The organism is Burkholderia sp. SJZ089 (assembly GCF_007828315.1).
GTDB classification, from domain to species: Bacteria; Pseudomonadota; Gammaproteobacteria; order Burkholderiales; family Burkholderiaceae; genus Burkholderia; species Burkholderia gladioli.
On record NZ_VIUM01000002.1, the window covers coordinates 293,967 to 315,618 of the forward strand.

Sequence of the window (21,652 nt, forward strand, 5' to 3'; positions counted from 1 at the left end):
ATGAGGCGTCGCGCTCAGCGCGCCGGGTTCAGGCTCGCGAAGCTCGCGCCGCGCCCGGCCAGCTCGACCAGCAGCGGCGCCGGGCGCCAGAACACCGGGTCCTCCTCGGCGTAGCGGCGGATCTCGGCCAGCACCTCGGCGAGGCCCAGCGTGTCCGCGTAGTGGAGCGGGCCGCCGCGATGGCGCGGGAAGCCGTAGCCGTGCACCAGCACCACGTCGATATCGAGCGGACGCAGGGCGATGCCCTCCTCCAGCACCTTGGCGGCCTCGTTGATCATCGCGGCCAGGTAGCGGCGCACGATCGCCTCGTCGCTGAATTCGCGCGGCGCGATGCCCTTGGCCGCGCGCTCGGCGGCGATGATCGCCCCCACCTCGGCATCGGGCTCGCCCACGCGCGCGCCTTCCGGGTAGCGATAGAAGCCGCGCTGGGTCTTCTGCCCGAACCAGCCGCGCTCGCAGAGGCGATCGGCGATCGCCACGTAGCGCAGCGCCGGATCGCGCGTGGCCGCGCGGCGCTTGCGGGTGGCCCAGCCGATGTCGCCGCCGGCCAGGTCGATCACCTGGTACGGGCCCATCGGGAAGCCGAAACCGCGGATCGCGCGGTCGATCTGGTAGGGCGAGGCGCCATCCTCCATCAGGTAATCGGCGGCGGCGCGGTAGACCGCGAGCAGCCGGTTGCCGATGAACCCGTCGCAGACACCCGCGCGCACCGCCACCTTGCGCAGCCGCTTGGCGAACGCGAAGGCGGTGGCCACCACCTCGGGCGCGACATGCGCCGGCACCACGATCTCGAGCAGCTTCATCAGGTTGGCCGGCGAGAAGAAGTGCAGGCCGATCACGTCGGCGGCGCGCTCGCCCGCGCTGGCGGCGATCGCGTCGATGTCCAGATAGGAGGTGTTGGTGGCGAGCACCGCGCCCGGCTTGGCGACCTGCGCCAGTTCCTCGAACACGGCCTGCTTGACGGCCAGGTCCTCGAACACCGCCTCGATCACCAGGTCGACCTCGGCCAGCGCGTCGTAGACGGTGCTGCCGGCCAGCCGCGCCATGCGCTCGTCGCGCGCGGCATCCGACAGGCGGCCCTTGGCGACCAGCGCGTCATACACCTTGGCGATGCGCGCGCGGCCCTGCGCGAGCGCGGTATCGTCGCGCTCGACCAGGATCACGGGCAGGCCCGCGTCGAGCACCGCCACCGCGATGCCGGCGCCCATCGTGCCACCGCCGATCACGCCAACGCGCGCGATCTCGCGCGGTTTCGCCCCGCTCGCCCCGGGCACCCGGGCCGCCTCGCGCTCGGCGAAGAAGGCGTGGATCAGGCCGGCGCGCTGCGGGCTGTCCAGGCATTCGACGAACAGTTCGCGCTCGCGCTTCATGCCCTCGTCGAAGGGCAGCGCGAGCGCGGCCTCGACCGCCTCGACGATGCGCTGCGGCGAGAACAGCCCGCGCGAGCGCTTGGCCACCTCGGCGCGCGCGGCGTCGATGGCCGCCTGCGCGGCGGCGCGATCGGCCAGGCCCTGCGCGTCGCGCGTGCGGCGCACCGGCGCGCGCTTCGCCAGCAGTTCCTGCGCATAGGCCAGGCCCTCGGCCAGCGTGTCGTCGCTGGCCGCCACGCGATCGACCAGGCCCAGCTCGCGCGCAACCTCGGCGCCGACATGGCGGCCGCCCAGCATCAGGTCGAGCGCCGCGGCCGCGCCGATCAGGCGCGGTGCGCGCTGTGTGCCGCCGGCGCCGGGCAGCAGGCCCAGCAGCACCTCGGGCAGCCCCAGCGTGGCGCCCGGCAGCGCGAGGCGGTAATGGGCGGCGAGCGCCACCTCCAGGCCGCCGCCCAGCGTCGCGCCGTGCAGCGCGACCACCACCGGCTTGGCGCTGTCCTCGATGCGGCGGCAGACCTCGGGCAGCGCGGGCGGCTGCGGCGGCTTGCCGAATTCGCGGATGTCGGCGCCGGCGATGAAGTTGCGGCCCGCGCCGACGATCAGCACCGCCTCCACCGCCGCGTCGCCGGCGGCGGCCTCGATCGCCTCCAGCAAGCCGCGCCGGACCTCGGTGGACAGCGCATTGACGGGAGCATGGTCGACCGTGACCACCAGCACCTTGTCGCGGCGTTCGCGCGTGACGGTGCCGGCAGCGGCGGCAGCGGGGGGATTCGGGGCGCTCATCGTGTCTCCTCGGATGGAATCGGGCGTGCGGGCGGGTTGCAACTCGCCTCGCGGATTCACGATTCTCGATTGATCGAGCCGAATTGACAATTTCCATATCCCTTTACAAGCTGTCAAAATTCCTTTGACAATCAAGCGATGGATACCGGGATGGACCTCAATGCGCTGACCCTGCTGGTCGAGATCCTCGATGCCGGCAATCTCAGCAATGCCGCGCGCCGGCTCAAGATGAGCCGCGCCAATGTCAGCTACCGGCTCAATCAACTGGAGAAGTCGGTGGGGCTGCAACTGGTGCGGCGCACCACGCGCCGCATCGAGCCCACCGAGGTGGCGCTGCGCCTGGTCGAGCACGGCCGGCGCATCCAGCACGAACTGCTGGCCGCGCAGGAAACCGTCGCCACGCTCGGCCAGGCCCTGCAGGGCCGCGTGCGCTTGTCGGTGCCGAGCGGTTATGGGCAGATCGTGATGTCCGACTGGCTGCTGGCCTTCAAGCGCGACTATCCCGGCATCGTGCTCGACGTGGTGTTCGAGAATCGCGTCGAGGACCTGCTGCGCGACGAGGTCGACATCGCGGTGCGCGTGATGTCCGAGCCGCCGCAGAACCTGGTGGCGCGCGACATGGGCGCGGTGCGCTACGTCGCCTGCGCCTCGCCCGAGTTCGCCGCGCGGCACGGCATGCCGGCCACGCTCGACGCGCTGGCCGATGCGCCGCTGATCACCGCCACGGTGGTCGGCCGGCAGCTGCGCATCGCCGCCTACCTCGACGGCGACCGCCACGAGGTGCTGCTCGCGCCCACCCTGATCTCCGAGAACTTCCTGTTCCTGCGCCAGGCGGTGCTGGCCGGGCTCGGCGTGGGCATCGTGCCGGATTACGTGATCCAGGACGACCTGCGGCGCGGCGCGGTGGTCACCACGCTCGATGCCTACCGGCTCAGCATCTTCGGCACGCGCATGGCGATGCTCTACATGCCGAACCGCCATCACACGCGCGCCACCGCCACCTTCATCGACTTCATCCTGGAGCAGGCGCGCCTGTCGGGGCGGCTGGTCGATTGAGCCGCCGGGAAGGCACGGCCCGCTCCAGCCCGGAGCGGGCGAGCGGCCCCGCGCGCCAAACTGCCTGACGCTCCGGCCGGGCGGCTCGCGCCTCACCGCGCGCCTGGCCGACCGAAGCGCCCGGCAGCCACGGCCGCTCGCGCGACCCGAAAAATTGGAGGGATTCGCCCGATGACAGCGAGCCGCGCGCGCGGTCACAATAGCCGGCCCGCGCCAGGCCCGACCGGCCGCCGCGGGCAACCGCCGCGCGGCAGCCCCGAGACAGCTGCCGCTCCACCCCGCCGCATGCCCCGAGGTACACGATGACCGACCGGCCCAGCCCGCGCCCGTCACCCTCCCGTCGCCAGGCGACGCTCCCCGCCGCGAATCCCGCTCGACGGCTGGCCTCGCTGGCCGCCGCCGGGCTCGGCCTCGCGCTCGCGGCCTGCGGCGGCGCGAACGGGCCCGGCGCGGGCAACGCGGCAGCCGGCGCGGCAGCGGTTTCAGCATCCTCGTCGGCCACGCTCGGTACCACGGCGGCCAGCGGCGCCGCGCAGCGCCCGCCGCAAACGGCCTTCGGCGGCCGCGTCGCCGAGCCGGCCAGCGGCTGGAGCGACAAGCCGGGCTGGTCCTCGGCGCGCTCGATGATCGTCGCCGCGAACCCGCTCGCCGCGCAGGCCGGCGCCGAGATCCTCAAGGCCGGCGGCAGCGCGGTGGATGCCGCGATCGCCGCGCAGCTGGTGCTGACGCTGACCGAGCCGCAATCCTCGGGCCTCGGCGGCGGCGCGCTGCTGCTCTATGCCGACGACAAGACCACCGAGGCCTACGACGGCCTCGAAACCGCGCCGGCCGCCGTCTCCGAGCGCCTGTTCCTGGACCGCGACGGCAAGCTGCTCGGCCCCGCGCAGACCGTGGCCGGCGGCCGGCCGGTGGGCGTGCCGGGCACCCTGCGCATGCTCGAGCTGGCGCATCGGGCGCACGGCAAGCTGCCCTGGAAGCGCCTGTTCCAGCCCGCCATCAAGCTCGCCGACCAGGGTTTCCCGATCAGCCCGCGGCTGGCCGCGCTGATCGCGGGCGATCCCTACCTGCGCGCCGATCCGGCCGCGCGCGCCTATTTCTACGAGCAGGACGGGCGGCCCAAGACCGCCGGCACGCTGCTGCGCAACCCCGCCTACGCGGCCACGCTGCGCCAGCTCGCGGCCGGCGGCGCGAACCCGTTCTACAGCGGCGCGATCGCCCGCGAGATCGCCGCCAAGGTCGGCCAGTCGGCCAATCCGGGCTTGCTCACGCAGCAGGATCTCGGCCGCTACCGCGCGCTGCCGCGCACGCCGTTCTGCGGCGACTATCGCAAGTGGACCTTGTGCGGAATGCCGCCGCCGGCCTCGGGCGGCCTGGCGATCGCGCAGATGTTCGGCCTGTTCGACGGGCTGCCGGACTGGCAGAAGCTGGGCGGGCAAAAGCTGGTGCGCAACGACGGCGGCGGCCTGGAGCCGACGCCGCAGGCCGCGCATCTGTTCAGCGAGGCGGGCCGGCTGGCCTATGCGGACCGCGCGCGCTACCTGGCCGATCCCGAGCGCGTACCGGCGCCGGCCGGCGACTGGCAACGGCTGGTCGCGCCGACCTACCTGGCGCAGCGCCTGCAACGGATCGGCGACACCAGCCTGGGGCATGCCGAAGCCGGCGTGCCGGCCGACTCGACGCTGGCCACCTCGTTCGGCGACGATCCCGATGCGCTGGCGCCGCCGCCCGCCGCCAGCGAACTGGCGGTGGTCGATCACGACGGCGCGGTGGTGGCGATGGCCTCCAGCCTGGGCGACCCGTTCGGCTCGCGGCTGATGGTGCGCGGCTTCCTGCTCAACGATGCGCTGACGGGCTTCTCGCGCACGCCGCGCGATCACGGCCGGCCGATCGCGAACCGCCTGGACGGCGGCAAGCGGCCACGCTCCTCGCTCACGCCCGAGATCGCCTTCGAGCGCGGCACGCGGCGCGTGGCGCTGGTGCTCGGCGGCGCCGACGCGATGCCGGTCGCCAAGACGCTGGCCGGCGTCACCGACTGGGGCCTGACGGTGGCGCAGGCGATCGCCCTGCCGAACTTCGGCTCGCGCAACGGGCCGACCGAGCTGGAAGCGGGACGTGTGTCGGATACGCTGGTCGAGGGCTTGAGGCGGCGCGGGCACGAGGTGCGGCTCGTCCCGATCACCTCGGACCTGGTCGGGCTGCAGCGCGTCGCGCTCGACGGGCAGTCGCTGTGGCTGGGTACCGCCGATCCGCGGCGTGAGGGAGCGGCGGCGGGGGATTGAGCGGAGGAACCTCGGGCGGCACGCCCGCTCCGCCCTAAGCCCGCCCCTTCCACGGCACCCAACGCCGCTCCAGCGCGCGCATCGCCAGGTCGAAACCCCAGGCGATCGCGCCGATCAGCACGATCCCCATCACCACCACGTCGGTACGCAGGAAGCTCGAGGCGTTCAGCACCATCTGCCCGAGCCCGGCGGTGGCGGCCACCATCTCGGCGGCCACCAGGGTGGTCCAGCCGAAGCCGATCGCGATCCGCAGCCCGGTCAGGATCTCGGGCAGCGCGGCGGGCAGCACCACATGGCGCACCACCTGCGCTGGGCTGGCGCCGAGCGACCAGGCCGCGGCGATCTGCTCGCCGGTGGCGCTGCGCACGCCGGCGCGCGCGGCCATCGCGATCGGCGCGAAGCAGGCCAGGAAGATCACCACGATCTTGGCAGTCTCGTCGATGCCGAACCAGATCACCACCAGCGGCAGGTAGGCCAGCGGCGGCAGCGGCCGGTAGAACTCCAGCGGCGGATCGAGCAGGCCGCGCGCGACGCGGCTCACGCCCATCAGGATGCCGGCCGGGATGCCGAACAGGGCCGCCAGCGCGAACGCGCCGAACACGCGCAGCGCGCTCCAGCCGAGATGCTCGGCCAGCGGTACGCCGCCCTGGATATTGCCGTGCCAGGCGTCGACGAAGGCGCGCCAGACCGTGGCCGGCGACGGCAGGAACAACGGCGGCACCCAGCCGAAGTGCGTCGCGGCCCACCAGAGCAGCGCCAGGCCCGCCACCGAGGCCGCGCTCAGCGCGGCGGTCGGCCCCTCGCCGGGGCGCCGCGCACCGCGATGCGCGGCCCGCCGGCGCGAGGCGGCGCGCGGTGCACCCGCGTCCGCGCCATCGCCGGCACCGGCCGGCGCATGCGCGCCAGCCGCCGCAAGCGTCGCACGAGACCCGCGCGCGGCTGCCTCGCCGCCCGCGCTCGCGATCGTCCCGGTCTGCCAGGTCACCGTGCGCGCGCGAACGTCGTCGGTCGTGCTCATGCGGCCTCCCTGGCGGTATCGGTATCGCGCCCATGCAGGCGGCCGATCAGCCGCTCGCGCCACGCGATGAACTCGGGCGAGGACTTCACCGCGCGCGCATCGCGCGTACGCACGTACTGCCGCGCGAACGGCAGTTCATGCGATTCGGCGACGCGCCCCGGCCCCGGCGTCATCACCACCACCCGCGTGCCGAGGAACAGCGCCTCCTCGACGTCGTGCGTGATGAAGAACACGGTCTTGCCGGTGCGGGCCCACAGATCGAGCACCAGCTCCTGCATGGTCTCGCGCGTCATCGCGTCGAGCGCGCCCATCGGCTCGTCCATCAGCAGCACGCGCGGATCGCCCGCCAGCGCCCGCGCGATGCCCACCCGCTGCTGCATGCCGCCCGACAGCTCGTAGACGCGCGCACGCGCGTATCGCTCGAGCCCGACCAGGGCCAGCATCCGGCGCGCGCGCGCCTCGCGCTCGGCCTTCGCGACACGCTGGAAGCGCAGCCCCAGCGCCACGTTGCCGAGCACGTCGAGCCAGGGCAGCAGCGCATATTTCTGGAACACCACGCCGCGATCGGCGCCGGGGCCGGTGACGGGTTCGCCGTCGAGCAGCACCTCGCCGGCGCTGGGCTCGACGAAGCCAGCGATGCAGTTCAGCAGGCTGGTCTTGCCGCAGCCCGAGGCGCCGACCGCGACCACGAATTCGCCGGCCCCGATCGACAGGTCGACCTCGTCGAGCGCGCGCGTGCCTTCACGCCCGCGCTCTCCCGGATAGGCGACCGACAGCCGCCGGATATCGAGCGTGCTCATGCTGATGCCTCCCGGCCGTCGCTCAATGCGCGGCGGCCTTCACGAATTGCGGATCGACGCCGACCGAGTAGTCGGGCAGCACCGTCTGGATGGTGCCCTGCGCCTTCAGGAAGGCCGCGGTGGCCGCCAGCGACTTCGCCGCGCCCGATTGCGCGCCGCCGCCCAGCCAGGTGGCCGAAGCCTGCTCGGCCGGCGAGGGGAAGGCATAGAGCGCGAGGCTGGCCGGCACCTCGTCGGGATTCGCTCCGGACTCCTTGGCAACCGCCGCGGCCTGCGCCGAACCCTTGCCCCAGGCGGCCGGATGCGCGCGGTAGTCGGCATCGGCCGCCGCCAGCACCTTGACGAAGCGCCTCAGGAACTCTGGGTTGTCGCGCGCGAAGGCACGGGTCGCCACGAAGCCGTCGAAGGTGGCCTTGCCGCTGGCCTTGGCGACCTGGCCCGAGGTGATCAGCACCTTGCCGTTCTGCTTGACCTTGGCGAGCACCGGGTCCCAGATGTAGGTCGCGTCGATGTCGCCGCGCGCCCAGGCCGCCGCCACCTCGGGCGGCCGCAGGTTGACGATCTTCACCTGGTTCGGATCGACGCCGGCCTGCTGCAGCGCGACCAGCGCGTGGAAGTGCGAGGTCGAGACGAAGGGCACGCCGAGCTTGTGGCCCTTGAGGCCCGCCACGCTGGTCACGCCCGAGCCGTCGCGGGCGACCAGCGCCTCGGCGTCGTTGATGTTGTCGAGGATCCAGAACAGCGAGAGATCGACGCCCTGCGAGAGGCCCGCGGCAACCGGCGCCGAGCCGGCCTCGCCGACCTGCACCGAGCCCGAGGCCAGCGCGCGGATCACGTCGGCGCCGCTGCCGAGCTTGCGGAACGTCACCTTGTAGCCGGTCGCCTTCTCCACCTCGCCGGTGGCCTGCGCGTAGCGCAAGGGCACCACCATGTCCTGGTAGGCGATCACCACCTCCTTGTCGGCGGCGCGCGCGGGCGCGGCACCCAGGCTGAGCGTGGCGACGGCGCCGGCCAGCGCGGCGGTCAGGACGGAACGGAAACGCGGCATGAATCACCTCTACGAGTCGGATGCGGTGGCACGAAAACGCCCGACTATAGAGATTGCGCGGCGGCACCGTTCCAATCATTTCTGCGATGCAATTGACGCTGCTGGCGCTATGCTTTTCGCGTTCGACCGGATACGGCCGACGATCGGGCGCTCAGCGCGACGCGAGCGCGAAGGCCGCCGGCGCGGGCAGGCGGCCGCAGCCCGCGACAGGCCGCGCCGCCAACAAAAAACCCGCCTCGCGGCGGGTTTTTCATGACGGCCGCCGAAGCGGCCCGGCAGGCAGGGCTGGAAGCAGCCGGCTCAGACCACGCCGGCGCCGTGCGCCTGCAGGTCGGCGTGATAGCTCGAGCGCACCATCGCGCCCACCGCCGCATGCGTGAAGCCCATCTTGTAGGCCTCTTCCTCGTACATCTTGAAGACGTCGGGATGCACGTACTCGCGCACCGGCAGATGGTGCTCGGAAGGCTGCAGGTACTGGCCGATGGTCAGCATGTCGACGTCGTGCTCGCGCAGGTCGCGCATCACCTGCAGGATTTCCTCGGGCGTCTCGCCCAGGCCGACCATCAGGCCCGACTTGGTGGCGACGTCCGGATGCAGCGCCTTGAAGTCCTTCAGCAGCTTCAGCGAATGCGCATAGTCCGAGCCCGGGCGCGCTTCCTTGTAGAGGCGCGGCACGGTTTCGAGGTTGTGGTTCATGACGTCGGGCGGCGCGGCATTGAGGATGCCCAGCGCGCGGTCCAGGCGGCCGCGGAAGTCCGGCGTGAGGATCTCGATGCGCGTTTCCGGCGAATGCTCGCGCACATGGCGGATGCACTCGACGAAGTGGCCGGCGCCGCCGTCGCGCAGGTCGTCGCGGTCGACGCTGGTGATCACCACGTACTTCAGGCGCAGCGCGCCGATCGTCTTGGCCAGGTTGACCGGCTCGTCCGGATCGAGCGGATCGGGGCGACCGTGGCCGACGTCGCAGAACGGGCAGCGCCGCGTGCACTTGTCGCCCATGATCATGAAGGTCGCCGTGCCCTTGCCGAAACACTCGCCGATGTTCGGGCAGCTCGCTTCCTCGCACACCGTGTGCAGGTTGTGCTCGCGCAGGATGGTCTTGATCTCGTTGAAGCGCGAGCTGCCGGTGGCCGCCTTCACGCGGATCCACTCGGGCTTCTTGAGCTTCTCGATCGGCACGATCTTGATCGGGATGCGCGCCGTCTTGGCCTGGGCCTTCTGCTTCGCGCTCGGATCGTAGACGGCGGGTTCGGCCGCGGCGGCCGATGCGGGGGTTGCGGTTACGTCAGTCATTCGTGTGTTCCAGTGCCTGCGGCAATGCGGCGACGGTGGCGCCGTCGAGGTTGGCGGTCAGACGGCGCACGAGCGTGTCGGCCACGTCGCGCCAGTCGGCGAGCACGCCCACGCTCGCCATGTCGACCGTCTCGAGTCCCGCGTAGCCGCACGGATTGATCGCGAGAAACGGGCCGAGGTCCATCCGGACGTTCAGGCTCAACCCGTGATAGCTGCATCCGTTGCGTATCTTCAGACCGAGGGCGGCGATCTTCGCGCCCGCATGCGGCCCTGATTCCACATAGATGCCGGGCGCGCCCGCCTTGCGGACCGACGCGAGATTATACGCCGCGAGGGTATCGATCACGGCCTGCTCGATGCGCTCGACCATGCCGCGCACCGTCAGCTTGCGGCGGCGCAGCTCGACCAGCAGGTAGGCGACGATCTGGCCCGGGCCGTGATAGGTGATCTGCCCGCCCCGGTCCACCTTGACCAGCGGCACGCCGCTGTCGGCCACCAGCAGGTGCGCCGGGTCGCCGGCCAGGCCGAGCGTGTAGACGGGGGGATGTTCGACCAGCCAGATCTCGTCGGCCGTCTCGGGCGTGCGTGAATCGGTGAAGGCGCGCATCGCCTCGAAGGTCGGCTCGTAGGGCGCCGAGCCGAGCCAGCGCACCACGAACGGCGCCGCGGCAGCCGCCTCGGGGGCGGCCGTCGCGGCGGGATCGGGGGAAATCGGGGACGAATTGATGGGGGCCGGCGCTGACATGGACGCTAGTTTACCGAAAACCGACCCGCGCCGCCGGGCAGGCGCGTGTCGGCGAGACCATCGCTCAGACCGTGCGCCAGCCGTCGTGCAGGCGCGCCGAGAGCCAGTTGCCCAGGCGCGTGAGCGCCGTGTGGGCGACCTCCCCGGGCGCCGGCGCACCGACGCTGAACGACACGCGGGCCGCCTCCGGCCCTTCCACGGCCAGCCACAGCCGCTCGCCGCGGCGCAGCCGCAGGTTCGCGCCCGGCGCGAGGAAGTAGTCGTCGACATCCTCGCTGCGCGTGGCCCATACCGTCGCGCCCTGGATGCTGAGCCGCGTGCTGTGCACGACCTTCATCGGCACGGTTTCGCCGGGTTGGATCTCGAAGGTGACGCTTGACGATATTTCTCTCATGATGCGCTCCGGAAACAGCGGGGGAATGGCTACAATCGTAGGCACATCAAGGGTTTACGTAAAACGATACGTTTTCACGTTCTTGTGAGAAAAATTAGCAAGTGGACCTGCGCAAACTCCCCCCGCTGAATGCCCTGCGCGCCTTCGAGGCCGCCGCCCGCCACGAGAGCTTCTCGCGCGCGGCCGACGAGCTGTTCGTCACCCACGGCGCGATCAGCCACCAGGTACGCGCGCTCGAGGAGGAGCTCGGGGTGCCGCTGTTCGTGCGGCACGGCAAGCGCCTGGCGCTGACCGAATCGGGCGAGCGCTACGCGCGCCAGGTGCGCGCCGCGCTGACCATCCTGCTCGACGCCACCCAGGACGTGCGCGCCGCCGACCGCGGCAACCGCCTGGTGGTGTCCTCGCTGCAGTCCTTCGCGGCGCGCTGGATCACGCCGCGCGTCGGCTCCTTCATCGACCGCCATCCCGACATCGACCTCGAACTGCAGTCCACCAACTCGCTGACCGACTTCTCGCGCGACGACGTCGACATCGCGATCCGCTTCGGCAACGGCCACTACCCGGGCCTGCACGTGGAGAAGCTGTTCGACGAGATGTTCTTCCCGGCCTGCGCGCCGAGCCTGAACGGCGGCGTGCTGCCCAGGGAGCCGGCCGACCTGGCCCGCTACCCGCTGCTGCGCTCCGACGACGAGCTCTGGCGCCCCTGGTTCGACGCGGCGGGCCTGGAGACGCTCAGCGAACCCAAGCGCGGCCTGCTGTTCCAGGATTCCTCGCAACTGGTGCAGGCCGCCATCGACGGCCAGGGCATCGCCCTGGTGCGCCGCTCGCTGGCCGCGGCCGAACTCGACGCGGGACGCATCGTGCGCCTGTTCGACATCGACGGGCCGAGCCCCTGGCACTGCTATTTCGTCTGCCTGCCCTCGCGCCTGGCCGCGCCGCGCGTGCAGGCCTTCCGCACCTGGCTGCTGGCGGAACTGGCGCATTTCGAACGGGAATGGCTGCGCATCGATGCCGAGCGCCTGGCCCGGCGGGCCGCGCGAAACGGGGAGGGGGAAACGATCGGGGCAAAGCAGCCGGGCGGGATGCCGGCGCAGGCAGGCCTCGCGGGAGCCGGCACGGCCGACGCGCCCGGGCTGCCCGGCGCGGCCATGGCGGCCGCGCCGAAGCGGGAGGAATGAGGCCGGCCAGGCCGGCCCGCGGCGCGCTCGCGCCTAGAGGACGACCTTCACCATCGGATGGCCGGTCAGCGAGCGATAGATGTCGTCGAGCTGCTGCTGGCTGGTGGCGCGCACGGTGATGGTCAGGCCCGTGTAGTTGCCGCCGCTGGAGGAGCGCTCCTCGATCTTCTCGAGGTCGATCTCGTTGTCGTGCACGGCCACCACCTTGAAGATGGTGTCCTTGAACTCGGGATGCGCCTTCCCCATGATCTTGATCGGGAAGTCGCAGGGGAATTCGAGCAGCGTCTCCTTCCTGGTATCGATCGCGCCAGTCAGTTCGACTGTCTTGGACGGGTCGGTGGTCATAAGCTTCTCCAGAAGGAATCGATGAAAAGCCAGTGGGTGCCGCCAGGCCCCACCGGCAGGCTCAGGCCGCCGCCAGCTCGCTCGCCTTGGCGCGCTGGTAGGCCTCGTAGAGCGCGATGTAGACCGGGCCGGGGCGGCCATCCTGCACCGGCAACTGGTCGAGCGAGGTGACCGGCAGCACTTCCTTGGTCGCCGAGCTGAGCAGGATCTCGTCGGCCGCGCGCAGCTCGGCCTCGTTGATCTCGCGCGCCACGAAGGGGATCCCGCAGGCCTCGGCCAGCTCCTCGAGCAGCGCGTAGCGGATCCCCTCGAGGATCTTGTTGCTGCGCGGCGGCGCGAGCAGTTCGCCGTTCTTCACCACCCAGACGTTCGAGGAGGACCCCTCGGTGAGGTTGCCGTCGCGCAACTGGATGGTCTCGAAGGCCTCGCGCTCGGCCGCATGCTGGGCCATCAGCACGTTGCCCAGCAGTGAGGTGGACTTGATGTCGGCATGCAGCCAGCGGCGATCCTCGGCCGTCACGCAGCGCACGCCGGTGGTGCGCATCTCGTTGCCGGGCAGCTCCATCGGGCTGACCATCATGAACACGGTGGGCGTGACCTCGGCCGGAAACGCGTGGCCGCGCCTGGCGACGCCGCGCGTGATCTGCAGATAGGCCTTGGCATGCCGGCCGTCGCCGAGCCCGGCCGCGTTCGCTTCCAGCAGCTCGTCGAGCAGCGCTTGCCAGCCGGCATCGTCGCGCGGGTTGGGGATGCCGAGCTTCTTCAGGCTGCGGTCCAGCCGCGCCAGGTGCTGCGGCAGCCGGAACGGCTTGCGCCCACCGCCTTCCACCGCGTACAGCGGCACCACCTCGTAGACGCCGTCGCCGAAGATGAAACCGCGATCTAGCACCGGCACGCGCGCCTCGGACAGCGGCACCCGTTGCTCCTGCGAGGACACGCTCAGATAGACGACCGGATCGAACTCTGCTTGGCTCATGGCGATCAAGGAGGAAAAGATGAAGGCGCGGGACAGCGCCCGCGCCGACAGCTTACCGCTTGCGGCGCGCCGGCGTCGTGCCGGGCACGTCGAAGCTTACTTCTTGCTGAACATCAGCAGGATCGAATCCCAGATCCGGCCGAGCAGGCCCGCTTCCGGCACCGCCTGCAGCGCCACCACCGGGAATTGCGCGACGGTCTTGCCGTCGGCCACGAACTGCACCGTGCCGACCTGCTGGCCTTCGGCCAGCGGTGCGATCAGCGGCGTGTTCAGCGTGACCTGCGGCTTGAGCTTGTCGCCCACGCCCTTGGGCAGCGTGACGAACTGGTCCTTCTGCACGCCGACCTGCACGGAATTGGCCTTACCCTTGTAGACGCGCGGCGTCTCGACGGCCTGGCCGCCCTTGTAGAGGCGCACCGCATCGAAGGCGCTGTAGCCGTAGTTCAGCATCTTCATGCTGTCCTGCACGCGGTCGCTTTCCTTGGTCTCGCCCATCATCACCGAGACCAGGCGTCGTGTGCCGCCGTCGGCGCCCGGCAGCGCACGCTTGGCCGAGGCGATCAGGCAGTAGCCGGCCGCCTGGGTGTGGCCGGTCTTCAGGCCGTCGACGGTCGGGTCGATCCACAGCAGCCGGTTGCGGTTCGGCTGGCGGATGTTGTTGTAGCTGAATTCCTTGACCGAGAAGATGTTGTAGTAGTCGGGGAAGTCGCGGATCAGGCGCGCCGACAGCTTGGCCAGGTCGCCCGCCGTGGTGTAGTGCTGCGGGTCGGGCATGCCGTTCACGTCGGCGAAGTGGGTGCCCGACATGCCGAGCTTCTGCGCCTCGGCGTTCATCATGTTGACGAACTGCGATTCGCTGCCGCCCACCAGCTCGGCCAGCGCGATCGCCGCGTCGTTGCCCGACTGGATGATCATGCCGTACACCAGGTCGTGCACCGAGACCGGCTTGTTGGCCTCGATGAACATGCGCGACTCGTCGGTGCCGACGCGGCGCACCGCCTCGCTCGGCGTGACGATCTGCTCCATCGAGATCTTCTTGGTGGAGAGCGCCTCGAACACCAGGTAGGCCGTCATCAGCTTGGTCAGCGAGGCCGGCTCGACGCGCTCGTCCGCGTTGCCGGAAGCCAGCACCTGGTTGCTGCTCGCGTCGACCAGCACCCAGGAGCGCGCGTTGACGCCCGGCGGCGGCACCGCGCCCGGCATGTAGGTGGCCGGCGCGCCGGTCGGCGCCGCGGCCGCGGCGGCAGCCGCTGCCGCCTTCTTGGCGGGCTTGGCCTGCGCGACGGCAACCGTCGTCACGAGCGCGGCGGGCACCACCACGCCGAGCGCGACATTGCGCGCGACGGTGGCGAAGGCGGTGGAGGAAGCGAGAGACTTGAGGCCTACGGAGGACAAACGCATGATCGATTCAGGCTGATGGCAGAAAGTGCTGCGCACGGGGCGCAAGATCGGGGAACCGGGACGGCGAGCGGTCCGGCCGCGGCACCTGGGCGGAGCCTGGCGCGACGCGCGGAGTTGGACAGGCGGCGGCAGCGTCGGTTCGCGGCACGCGGAAAACGCGCGTATTCGCGAGCCGCCGCCGGCGTCGAAGCTGCCGTGCGTAGCGGGCAAACCCGGCCATTATACGGGCGCCGGCCGGGCCCCAAGCCGCGGCGGCGGTTTCTGTCGCGCGCGGCGGACAGATGGTAGACGCGCGGCGCGCGTGGCCGTCACCCGCAATCGATCCGCAAGTCCGGCGTCAGGCAAGCGCAAAGGGAAGCACGGCGGGAGCGCGACGAGATGGCGGCAAGGTCCCCGCGGCAGCGCGACCGGATCGCAGTCCGGCTCAGCGCCAGGCGTCGACGATCACGCGCTTGAGGATGTGCAGCTTGCGGTGGAAGAAGTGCTCGGCGCCCGGGATCACGATCACCGGCAGCTCCTGCGGCCGTGCCCAATCGTAGACCGAGCCGATCGGCACGGTATCGTCGGTTTCGCCGTGGATCACGATGGTGTCCTCGGGCACCTCGGCCACCGCCCAGCGGCTCGCCGCGGTGCCGACGAACACCATCCGCTCGATCGCCTCGCCGCGCTCGCGCATCTGCTTGCCGACCTGCGAGAGCACGAAGGTGCCGAACGAGAAACCCGCCAGCACCAGCGGCAGCTCGGCCTGGCCGGGCTGGGCGCGCATGTGGGCCAGCACCGCCAGCAGGTCGTCGGTCTCGCCGTGGCCGTTGTCGTGCGTGCCCTCGGTGGCGCCGACGCCGCGGAAGTTCGAACGCGTGACGATGTAGCCGAGCTGGGTGAAGATGCGCGCCAGCGTCTGCGCGACCTTGTTGTCCATGGTGCCGCCGAACAGCGGATGCGGATGCGCGACCAGCGCGATGCCGCGCGTGGCGGTGCCGTCGGGCGGCAGGTCGACGGCGATCTCGATGCGGCCGACCGGGCCGTCGATCAGGGACTTCTGCGTTTGGGCGTTCATGCGGCTTGCGGTTTCCTTCGGTTGGCGCGCGGCGCGCTCAGATCTTCAGGCGCTCGACCACCTGGCCGTCGCGCAGGTGCGATTCGACGATCTCGTCGATGTCCTGCTTGTCGACATAGGTGTACCAGGTGCCTTCCGGATAGACCACCATCACCGGGCCTTCCTCGCAGCGGTCCAGGCAGCCCGCCTTGTTGATGCGGACCTTGCCGGCGCCCGCCAGGCCCAGCTCCTTGACGCGCTTCTTGGCGTATTCCTGCATCGATTGCGCATCGCAATTGGCGCAGCTCGGGCGATCCGCGCCCGGGTCGCGCTGGTTCAGACAGAAGAACACGTGATGCTGGTAGTAGCTGCCGTTCATGATATGGGGACCGCCCGCGTGCGCCTGGTCTGTGCCGCGCGCCGCCAGCTGGATTGGGGAGGGTGTCGGGAGGTCCGATTATAGCGAGCGAGCGCGCGGCCCGCTGGCCTGCCGCGCGGGCCTTGCGGCGCGTGGATCGGCGCGCCGGGGCGGCTCGGCGCGTTCACGACCGCCGGCGTGGCGCGACCAATGCCTCGCGTCCCGGCACCACGCTCTGGCCCGCCTGGCAAGGCTGCCGATCAGCCGGTCTCAGCGGCGCCGGTCGTCGCGCCGCTCGCGCGCGGCGACGCCCGCGCGATGCCTCGCGCGCCGCCCGAGCCAGCCATGCTCGGCATGCCAGCCGAGCCAGACCAGGGCCGCGTAGGGCCAGCTCCAGGCCAGCCAGCGCGCGATGCCGTTGAAATGCAGGTAGCGCCCCTGGCTCCAGCCCGACAGCGCGTAGTCGAAGAACGGATTGACCGGCAGCAGGTTGACCAGCGCCAGCGAGACGGCCAGCGCCAGCGCCGCCGCGGTGGCACGCCATACCGCGCGCAGCCGCAGCGCGACCAGCGCGGCGGCCAGGCCCAGCGCGACGCCCGCGCAGGCGCCCGGGGTCGCCCAGTCGAACGACAGGCCGCTGCGCAGTTGCAGGAAGGTGGCGCCGGTCTTCAGCAGCAGCGCGACCACCACGAAGGCGATCGCCAGCCGCGCGCGCGGCGCCTGCGCGCGCATCGTCAGCGAGGCCAGCGCGAGCGCCGCGAACAGGCCCAGCCCCGCCAGCAGCGCCTCCCAGGCGGGATCGGAGAGATGCGCGTCCAGCGCGTCGGGCCAGGCGTCGATGCGCCAGCCGGCCGGCATCCAGGCCAGCAGCGCGTCCTGCATCGAGGTATCGGCGCGGTCCCACAGCTCGCTCGGCCAGCGGCCGATGCCGAACAGGAAGGGCGAGGGAAACAGCACCGCGAACGGCCAGAGCGCCGAGAGCAGCAGCGGCGTGGCGGCCTCGCGATCGAACCAGGCGTCGCGCAGCCGCCGCAGCGCGCCGCGCTCGATCAGCGCGGGCGCGAGCGGCGCGGCCAGCAGGCCGCCCAGGAAGGCGCCGAAGGCATTCGCGCCGAGGTCGAGATTGGAGGCCACGCGCGTCGGCAGGTAGGTCTGCAGCGCCTCCATGGCGCCCGACAGCAGCGTGCCGGCCAGCGTGGCGACCAGCACCGCGGCCGCGCCCTTCACGCGCGGATGCAGCGCGCCCACCGCGCACAGCCCGAGCGGCAGGTAGCCGAGCACGTTGGTGACGACGTCGAACATCGTCCAGTAGCGCGGCATCGGCGCGAACAGGTAGTCGAAGGGGCCGACGCCGAGCGAGCGCCATCCGAGGAAGGGATACAGCGAGGCGTAGACGATCAGCGCCGCGTACGCGCCGAAAAGCCGCCGCGCCAGCAGCGACGGTCCGCGCGGCGGCGCCTCCGGGTTCATCTGGGCGGCTCCGCGCCCGGCCCGCCCGGCACCGCGCCGCTCATTGCGCCGCGGTGTTCTGCACCGCGAGCCAGGCGACGATCTGCGCCACCAGCTCGTTGCTCGCGGCGGCCAGCGCGCTCGCGCCGCCGGCCGCGTCGGGCGTGCTGGCCGGCGCGCGCGCCACGAAGCTGCGCTGGCCGAGCACCGCGCCGTCGTGCGTGAGCGTGGCGCGCACCGCCACCTCGCCGTGGCTCTGCGCCTGGCCGTCGAACACCTGCTCGAAGGTGTTGAGCTCGACATGCAGCACGCTCGCGCGCACCGCGTCGCCCCCTTCCAGCACCGTGCCCCGCGCCGCGAGCGCCGCGCGCAGGCGCTGCGTCAGCAGTTGCGCGGGCGGCGCGGTCCAGCGGCTGTCGCGGTAGGTGGCGATGCGCTGCGCGTCGGCATAAGCGAGCCGGTAGGCGAACTTGTCGGTATCGAAGGCATCGGGCGCGCGCACGTCGAGCACCTTGATCACGGAGCCTGAAGCCGGCGCGAGCGCCAGCGACGAGGTATCGAGCGGCCCGAGGTCGTAGCGGATGTTCGACATCCGGGCCGCGTCGCCCGCGCAGCCGGCGAGCAGCGTGAACAGCAGCATCGCGCCCAGCGCGGCGGCCCGGCGGGCGGAGAGGAAGGACAAGCGTGACATCGCGGATTCCTGCATGGTCGTGAACTCGTGGGCGGTGGCCGCGGCCCGGGGGCCGACCGGCATCGGGTCGATCGCCGGCCCGCGCCGCGGGGCACGGGCCGGCCGGTATCTGTCAGTCATCAGTCAATCGGGCGCGAGCGGCAGGCACCTTGCCCGCCCGCGCTCAGCGCGACCCCGCCCGCGGCCAGGCGAAACCCGCCTCGCCCGGGCCCGGCAGGCCGGCGCTGGTGCCGAACAGCAGGCTGCGCGGGTTGCGGCTGATCTCGCCGGCCACGTCGCGCACGGTCCGCGAGGTATCGCCAAGGTTCGAGCTCAGCGAATTGATCCGCGGCAGCGTCTCGTAGCGCACGCTCGCGTTCAGCTCGGAGAGCGTCTGATCCATCTGCGTGAGCGCAGTTCCCGCCTGTTCGGCGGCCTTGCCGGCGCGGTCCAGGTTGGCGGCGAGCGGCCCGTGCGGCGCCAGCATCGCGTCGGCCGAGGCCAGCGCCTGGTTCACGCGGCGGGTGGTTTCGGGCAGTTGCGCGGTGACCGGCTCGAGCGACCTGGTGAGCGTGCTCACGCCGTCGGCGGCCTGCTGCACGCTGGCGGCGGTGGCCTTCAACTGCTCGCGCATCTCGGGCGAGAGCATCGCGTTGACGCTGGAGGCCGCCACCTCCATCTGCTTGAGCAGCACGTCGCCGCGCTGCTGGAGCTGGTCGAACAGGCTCGGGTGCAGCGGGATCTGCGCCACGTCCTTCATCGAGGTGGGTAGCGGCGAGGGATCGCGGCCGGTATCGTCGAGCTGCACGAAGGCGATCCCGGTCACGCCCTGGAAGCCCAGGCTGCCGTAGGTCGAGCGCGTGATCGGCGCATCCTTGTCGACCAGGATGCGGATCGAGATCTCGCCCGGGTGGGCGCGGTCGAAGTGGATGGTGGCGACCTTGCCGACGTCCAGGCCGCGATAGCGCACCGCCGCGTCGGGGAACAGGCCCGTCACGTTGGTGCGCGCCACCAGGTCGTAAGGGATCCGTACCGTGCGATCGACGTTGAACCAGAACACCGCCGCGATGATCGCGAGCAGCAGGCCGATGGCGAACAGCCCCGCCCAGAACGCATGTGACTTGTTTTCCATTCGCGATTCCTTGCTTTACAGCTCGACGCTGGACAGCGCCGGCTCGAGTGCCGCCTTCGGCAATTTCGCGCGCCGCTCGGGCGGCAGCGCCTGCAGCGCGCGGCGCCCGCGCAGGCCGAGGAAGTATTCCTTGATGAAGGGATGATCGACGCTGGCCGCCTCCTCGACGGGCGCGGCCACCAGCACCTTGCGATCGGCGATCACCGCCACCCGCGTGGAGAGCGCCACCATGGTGTCGAGATCGTGGGTGATCATCACCACCGTCAGGCCCAGGGTGCGGTGCAGGGTGGCGATCAGGTCGACGAATTCGTCCGATGCGCGCGGGTCGAGCCCGGCGGTGGGCTCGTCGAGGAACAGCAGCTCGGGCTCCAGCGCGATCGCGCGGGCGATGCCGACCCGCTTGACCATCCCGCCGGACAGCGCCGAGGGCATCTTCGAGGCGTGCTTGCAGGGCAGCCCGACCATCTCCAGCTTGAGCATCACGATCTCGTGCAGCAGGTCCTCGGGCACGCGCCCGAGCTCGCGCAGCGGCTGGGCGATGTTGTCGAACACGGTCAGCGAGGAGAACAGCGCGCCGTGCTGGAACAGCATGCCGGAGCGGCTGCGCATCACGCGCGCCGAATCGGCGTCGAGGGTGGCGAGATCCTCGCCGAACACGCGCACGGTGCCCGAGCTGGGCTGCTCCAGGCCCAGGATCTGGCGCACCAGGGTGGTCTTGCCCGAGCCCGAGCCGCCCACGATCGAGACGATCTCGCCCTGGCGCACGTCGAAGTCGAGATGCTCGTGGATCACGTTGCGCCCGTAGCGCTTGGTCATGTCGCGCACTTCGATCACGTAGCCGGCCGGGTTCGCCTCGCCCCCGGCGTCGGCCGCGCGCATCGCGGCGGCGGCGGTGCCACCGCCCGTCTGCACCGGCGCGTTCCGATTCTCGTCCATCATCCGAGCCCCACGTTCTGGAACAGGATCGCGAACACCGCGTCGGCCAGGATCACCACCGTGATCGAGGTGACCACCGAGGTGGTGGTGCCCTCGCCCAGGCTCTGCGAATTGGCCTTGATGCGGAATCCGAAATGGCAGCCGACCAGGGCGATCAGCATGCCGAACACCACGCCCTTGCCGAGCCCGATCCACAGGTTGGCGATCGGCACCACGCCCGGCAGCGAGCGGATGAAGAAGTTGACGTCAATGCCCAGCGCCAGCTTGGCGGCCAGCGCCCCGCCCGAGAGCGCGACGATATTGGTCCACATCACCAGCAGCGGCATCGCCACGCCGAGCGCGAGCACGCGCGGCAGCACGATGCGCAGCCCGTGCGGGATGCCCATCACGCGCATCGCGTCGAGCTCCTCGGTGACGCGCATCACGCCGATCTGGGCAGTGATCGCCGAGCCCGAGCGCCCGGCCACCAGGATCGCCGCCAGCACCGGCCCCAGCTCGCGGATCACCGACAGCCCGAGGATGTTGACGATATAGCGGTTGGCGCCGAACTGCTGCAGCTGCTGGGCCGACAGGTAGCTCAGCACGATGCCGATCAGGAAGGCCACCAGGGCCGTGATCGGCAGCGCCTTGGCGCCGGCGTTGTAGACGTTGGCCGAGATCTCGGTCCAGGGCATGGTCTTGGGGCGCCGGGCGATCGAGCCGAGGTCGAGGATCACGCGCCCGAACATGGCGATGCCGCCGAACAGGTGCTCGCCGAACTGCATCAGGGCCAGCCCGAGCCGCGTGACCGGATCGTGGCGGATCACCGGCTCCGGCTCCTCGCGCGCCTCGTCGAGACGCTGGATCCGCTCGAAGATGGTGCGCTGGTTGTCGGTCAGCGTCAGGCCCTCGGGCAGCCGGTGGCCCCAGACACGCCATAGCGCCTGCCCGCCGACATGATCGAGCCGGTCGATCGCCGACAGGTCCCAGCGGCTGACCGGGCCGCCCTGCGCGGCGGCGGAACCGGCGCCCAGCGCCGGCATCCGGCCGCCGGCGCGCGCCGGGCCGCGCGCGAGCTTGTGGACGCGCCGCACCACCACGCCGCGGTCGCGCGCCAGCGCCAGCGCCGTCCATTGCCCGGACAGGCGCACGATCTTGCCGTCGCCGCCGGTATCCACCGACAGGCCCGGAGGTGTCTGGAAGTCCAAGGGAGCCGAGTTTTCGCGAGATTGAGACAGCGGCCATTGTATCGAACCCCATCTGCCTGCGCGCCCAAGCTGTGCTCGGCGCAAACCCGCAAGGCGCCACCGCCTCGCGGCGCGCCCGGCGGCCCCGCGCGCGGGCCGGCAAGTCCCCCCCCGCCCGGCATTTCGAGCCAATCTTCCAAATGCCGGTCGAGCGACTTT

General features: G+C 71.4%; 21 protein-coding genes. 4 read left to right on the forward strand and 17 right to left on the reverse strand.

Translation table 11 applies throughout. The features are described from left to right. Positions 1-14: 14 nt before the first annotated feature. Positions 15-2,153, reverse strand: a complete 2,139-nt coding sequence (locus tag FB600_RS04435; RefSeq protein WP_145756295.1) for a 3-hydroxyacyl-CoA dehydrogenase NAD-binding domain-containing protein — start codon at positions 2,151-2,153, stop codon at positions 15-17. 150 nt (positions 2,154-2,303) lie between these two features. Between FB600_RS04435 and FB600_RS04440 the strand changes: the two genes are divergently transcribed. Beyond that, positions 2,304-3,209 carry a LysR family transcriptional regulator gene (locus tag FB600_RS04440; protein ID WP_017922003.1) on the forward strand — a complete coding sequence of 302 codons (906 nt, stop codon included), beginning with the start codon at positions 2,304-2,306 and terminating at the stop codon, positions 3,207-3,209. 302 nt (positions 3,210-3,511) lie between these two features. Then, complete coding sequence (locus FB600_RS04445) at positions 3,512-5,488, forward strand: gamma-glutamyltransferase family protein (protein ID WP_145756296.1); 1,977 nt, start codon at positions 3,512-3,514, stop codon at positions 5,486-5,488. A gap of 34 nt (positions 5,489-5,522) precedes the next feature. Here the strand turns inward: FB600_RS04445 and FB600_RS04450 are convergent, their stop codons facing one another. The 3 genes from FB600_RS04450 to tauA are packed head-to-tail and all read right to left on the reverse strand — an operon-like array spanning position 5,523 to position 8,354. Next, positions 5,523-6,506, reverse strand: a complete 984-nt coding sequence (locus tag FB600_RS04450) for an ABC transporter permease subunit (RefSeq protein ID WP_096750145.1) — start codon at positions 6,504-6,506, stop codon at positions 5,523-5,525. After that, on the reverse strand, positions 6,503-7,306 hold the full coding sequence (locus FB600_RS04455; RefSeq protein WP_096750144.1) for a taurine ABC transporter ATP-binding protein: 804 nt from the start codon (positions 7,304-7,306) through the stop codon (positions 6,503-6,505). The genes FB600_RS04450 and FB600_RS04455 overlap by 4 nt, the downstream gene beginning before the upstream one ends. Positions 7,307-7,328: 22 nt before the next feature. After that, positions 7,329-8,354 (reverse strand): taurine ABC transporter substrate-binding protein, encoded by a 1,026-nt coding sequence (gene tauA, locus FB600_RS04460; protein ID WP_145756297.1) that lies wholly within the window; start codon positions 8,352-8,354, stop codon positions 7,329-7,331. Here tauA and FB600_RS04465 point away from each other — a divergent pair. Next, on the forward strand, positions 8,353-8,610 hold the full coding sequence (locus tag FB600_RS04465; protein WP_124076546.1) for a hypothetical protein: 258 nt from the start codon (positions 8,353-8,355) through the stop codon (positions 8,608-8,610). The genes tauA and FB600_RS04465 overlap by 2 nt on opposite strands. Before the next feature lie 44 nt (positions 8,611-8,654). On the opposite strand, the gene lipA is transcribed toward FB600_RS04465, so the two are convergent. The 3 genes from lipA to FB600_RS04480 form a co-directional block, all read right to left on the reverse strand. Then, on the reverse strand, positions 8,655-9,647 hold the full coding sequence (gene lipA / locus FB600_RS04470; RefSeq protein WP_013699492.1) for a lipoyl synthase: 993 nt from the start codon (positions 9,645-9,647) through the stop codon (positions 8,655-8,657). After that, on the reverse strand, positions 9,640-10,392 hold the full coding sequence (gene lipB, locus FB600_RS04475) for a lipoyl(octanoyl) transferase LipB (RefSeq protein ID WP_060002699.1): 753 nt from the start codon (positions 10,390-10,392) through the stop codon (positions 9,640-9,642). The genes lipA and lipB overlap by 8 nt, the downstream gene beginning before the upstream one ends. Before the next feature lie 64 nt (positions 10,393-10,456). Then, a complete protein-coding gene (locus FB600_RS04480) occupies positions 10,457-10,786 on the reverse strand; it encodes a DUF2917 domain-containing protein (RefSeq protein WP_036036474.1) in 330 nt (109 codons plus the stop codon). Between the two features lie 101 nt (positions 10,787-10,887). Here FB600_RS04480 and FB600_RS04485 point away from each other — a divergent pair, with 101 nt between their 5' ends. Then, the gene (locus tag FB600_RS04485; protein ID WP_096750142.1) at positions 10,888-11,964 is read left to right on the forward strand and encodes a transcriptional regulator GcvA; all 1,077 of its coding nucleotides are present in this window, start codon (positions 10,888-10,890) and stop codon (positions 11,962-11,964) included. Between the two features lie 33 nt (positions 11,965-11,997). On the opposite strand, the gene FB600_RS04490 is transcribed toward FB600_RS04485, so the two are convergent. From FB600_RS04490 to FB600_RS04535, 10 genes are all read right to left on the reverse strand, one after another. Next, entirely contained in the window at positions 11,998-12,309 is a 312-nt protein-coding gene (locus FB600_RS04490; protein ID WP_013699496.1) for a YbeD family protein, read from the reverse strand. A gap of 61 nt (positions 12,310-12,370) precedes the next feature. Continuing rightward, positions 12,371-13,285: a D-amino acid aminotransferase gene (locus FB600_RS04495; protein ID WP_096750141.1), complete on the reverse strand. Its 915-nt coding sequence runs from the start codon at positions 13,283-13,285 to the stop codon at positions 12,371-12,373. 96 nt (positions 13,286-13,381) lie between these two features. Next, positions 13,382-14,686, reverse strand: a complete 1,305-nt coding sequence (locus FB600_RS04500; RefSeq protein WP_013699498.1) for a D-alanyl-D-alanine carboxypeptidase family protein — start codon at positions 14,684-14,686, stop codon at positions 13,382-13,384. A 424-nt stretch (positions 14,687-15,110) separates the two neighbouring features. Continuing rightward, positions 15,111-15,743, reverse strand: coding sequence for an alpha/beta hydrolase (locus FB600_RS04505; protein WP_013699499.1), 633 nt, complete (start codon positions 15,741-15,743; stop codon positions 15,111-15,113). Between the two features lie 37 nt (positions 15,744-15,780). After that, on the reverse strand, positions 15,781-16,101 hold the full coding sequence (locus FB600_RS04510) for a (2Fe-2S) ferredoxin domain-containing protein (protein WP_013699500.1): 321 nt from the start codon (positions 16,099-16,101) through the stop codon (positions 15,781-15,783). A gap of 249 nt (positions 16,102-16,350) precedes the next feature. Next, complete coding sequence (locus FB600_RS04515) at positions 16,351-17,550, reverse strand: VanZ family protein (RefSeq protein WP_145756298.1); 1,200 nt, start codon at positions 17,548-17,550, stop codon at positions 16,351-16,353. A 40-nt stretch (positions 17,551-17,590) separates the two neighbouring features. After that, positions 17,591-18,220 (reverse strand): ABC-type transport auxiliary lipoprotein family protein, encoded by a 630-nt coding sequence (locus tag FB600_RS04520; RefSeq protein ID WP_044274509.1) that lies wholly within the window; start codon positions 18,218-18,220, stop codon positions 17,591-17,593. 163 nt (positions 18,221-18,383) lie between these two features. Continuing rightward, positions 18,384-19,331 carry an MlaD family protein gene (locus FB600_RS04525; protein ID WP_046581779.1) on the reverse strand — a complete coding sequence of 316 codons (948 nt, stop codon included), beginning with the start codon at positions 19,329-19,331 and terminating at the stop codon, positions 18,384-18,386. A 15-nt stretch (positions 19,332-19,346) separates the two neighbouring features. Further along, positions 19,347-20,210, reverse strand: a complete 864-nt coding sequence (locus FB600_RS04530) for an ABC transporter ATP-binding protein (protein WP_145756377.1) — start codon at positions 20,208-20,210, stop codon at positions 19,347-19,349. Between the two features lie 56 nt (positions 20,211-20,266). Beyond that, a complete protein-coding gene (locus FB600_RS04535; RefSeq protein ID WP_013699505.1) occupies positions 20,267-21,454 on the reverse strand; it encodes an MlaE family ABC transporter permease in 1,188 nt (395 codons plus the stop codon). Positions 21,455-21,652: the final 198 nt, after the last annotated feature.

Coding starts and splice junctions, on each gene's coding strand:
- FB600_RS04530 (WP_145756377.1), bottom strand. CDS start 20,210: ATGCGCGCGGCCGACGCCGGGGGCGAGGCGAACCCGGCCGGCTACGTG.
- FB600_RS04500 (WP_013699498.1), bottom strand. CDS start 14,686: ATGCGTTTGTCCTCCGTAGGCCTCAAGTCTCTCGCTTCCTCCACCGCC.
- FB600_RS04490 (WP_013699496.1), bottom strand. CDS start 12,309: ATGACCACCGACCCGTCCAAGACAGTCGAACTGACTGGCGCGATCGAT.
- FB600_RS04515 (WP_145756298.1), bottom strand. CDS start 17,550: ATGAACCCGGAGGCGCCGCCGCGCGGACCGTCGCTGCTGGCGCGGCGG.
- FB600_RS04440 (WP_017922003.1), top strand. CDS start 2,304: ATGGACCTCAATGCGCTGACCCTGCTGGTCGAGATCCTCGATGCCGGC.
- FB600_RS04455 (WP_096750144.1), bottom strand. CDS start 7,306: ATGAGCACGCTCGATATCCGGCGGCTGTCGGTCGCCTATCCGGGAGAG.
- FB600_RS04525 (WP_046581779.1), bottom strand. CDS start 19,331: ATGGAAAACAAGTCACATGCGTTCTGGGCGGGGCTGTTCGCCATCGGC.
- FB600_RS04505 (WP_013699499.1), bottom strand. CDS start 15,743: ATGAACGCCCAAACGCAGAAGTCCCTGATCGACGGCCCGGTCGGCCGC.
- FB600_RS04520 (WP_044274509.1), bottom strand. CDS start 18,220: ATGTCACGCTTGTCCTTCCTCTCCGCCCGCCGGGCCGCCGCGCTGGGC.
- lipB (WP_060002699.1), bottom strand. CDS start 10,392: ATGTCAGCGCCGGCCCCCATCAATTCGTCCCCGATTTCCCCCGATCCC.
- FB600_RS04435 (WP_145756295.1), bottom strand. CDS start 2,153: ATGAGCGCCCCGAATCCCCCCGCTGCCGCCGCTGCCGGCACCGTCACG.
- tauA (WP_145756297.1), bottom strand. CDS start 8,354: ATGCCGCGTTTCCGTTCCGTCCTGACCGCCGCGCTGGCCGGCGCCGTC.
- FB600_RS04495 (WP_096750141.1), bottom strand. CDS start 13,285: ATGAGCCAAGCAGAGTTCGATCCGGTCGTCTATCTGAGCGTGTCCTCG.
- FB600_RS04445 (WP_145756296.1), top strand. CDS start 3,512: ATGACCGACCGGCCCAGCCCGCGCCCGTCACCCTCCCGTCGCCAGGCG.
- FB600_RS04480 (WP_036036474.1), bottom strand. CDS start 10,786: ATGAGAGAAATATCGTCAAGCGTCACCTTCGAGATCCAACCCGGCGAA.
- lipA (WP_013699492.1), bottom strand. CDS start 9,647: ATGACTGACGTAACCGCAACCCCCGCATCGGCCGCCGCGGCCGAACCC.
- FB600_RS04465 (WP_124076546.1), top strand. CDS start 8,353: ATGAATCACCTCTACGAGTCGGATGCGGTGGCACGAAAACGCCCGACT.
- FB600_RS04510 (WP_013699500.1), bottom strand. CDS start 16,101: ATGAACGGCAGCTACTACCAGCATCACGTGTTCTTCTGTCTGAACCAG.
- FB600_RS04450 (WP_096750145.1), bottom strand. CDS start 6,506: ATGAGCACGACCGACGACGTTCGCGCGCGCACGGTGACCTGGCAGACC.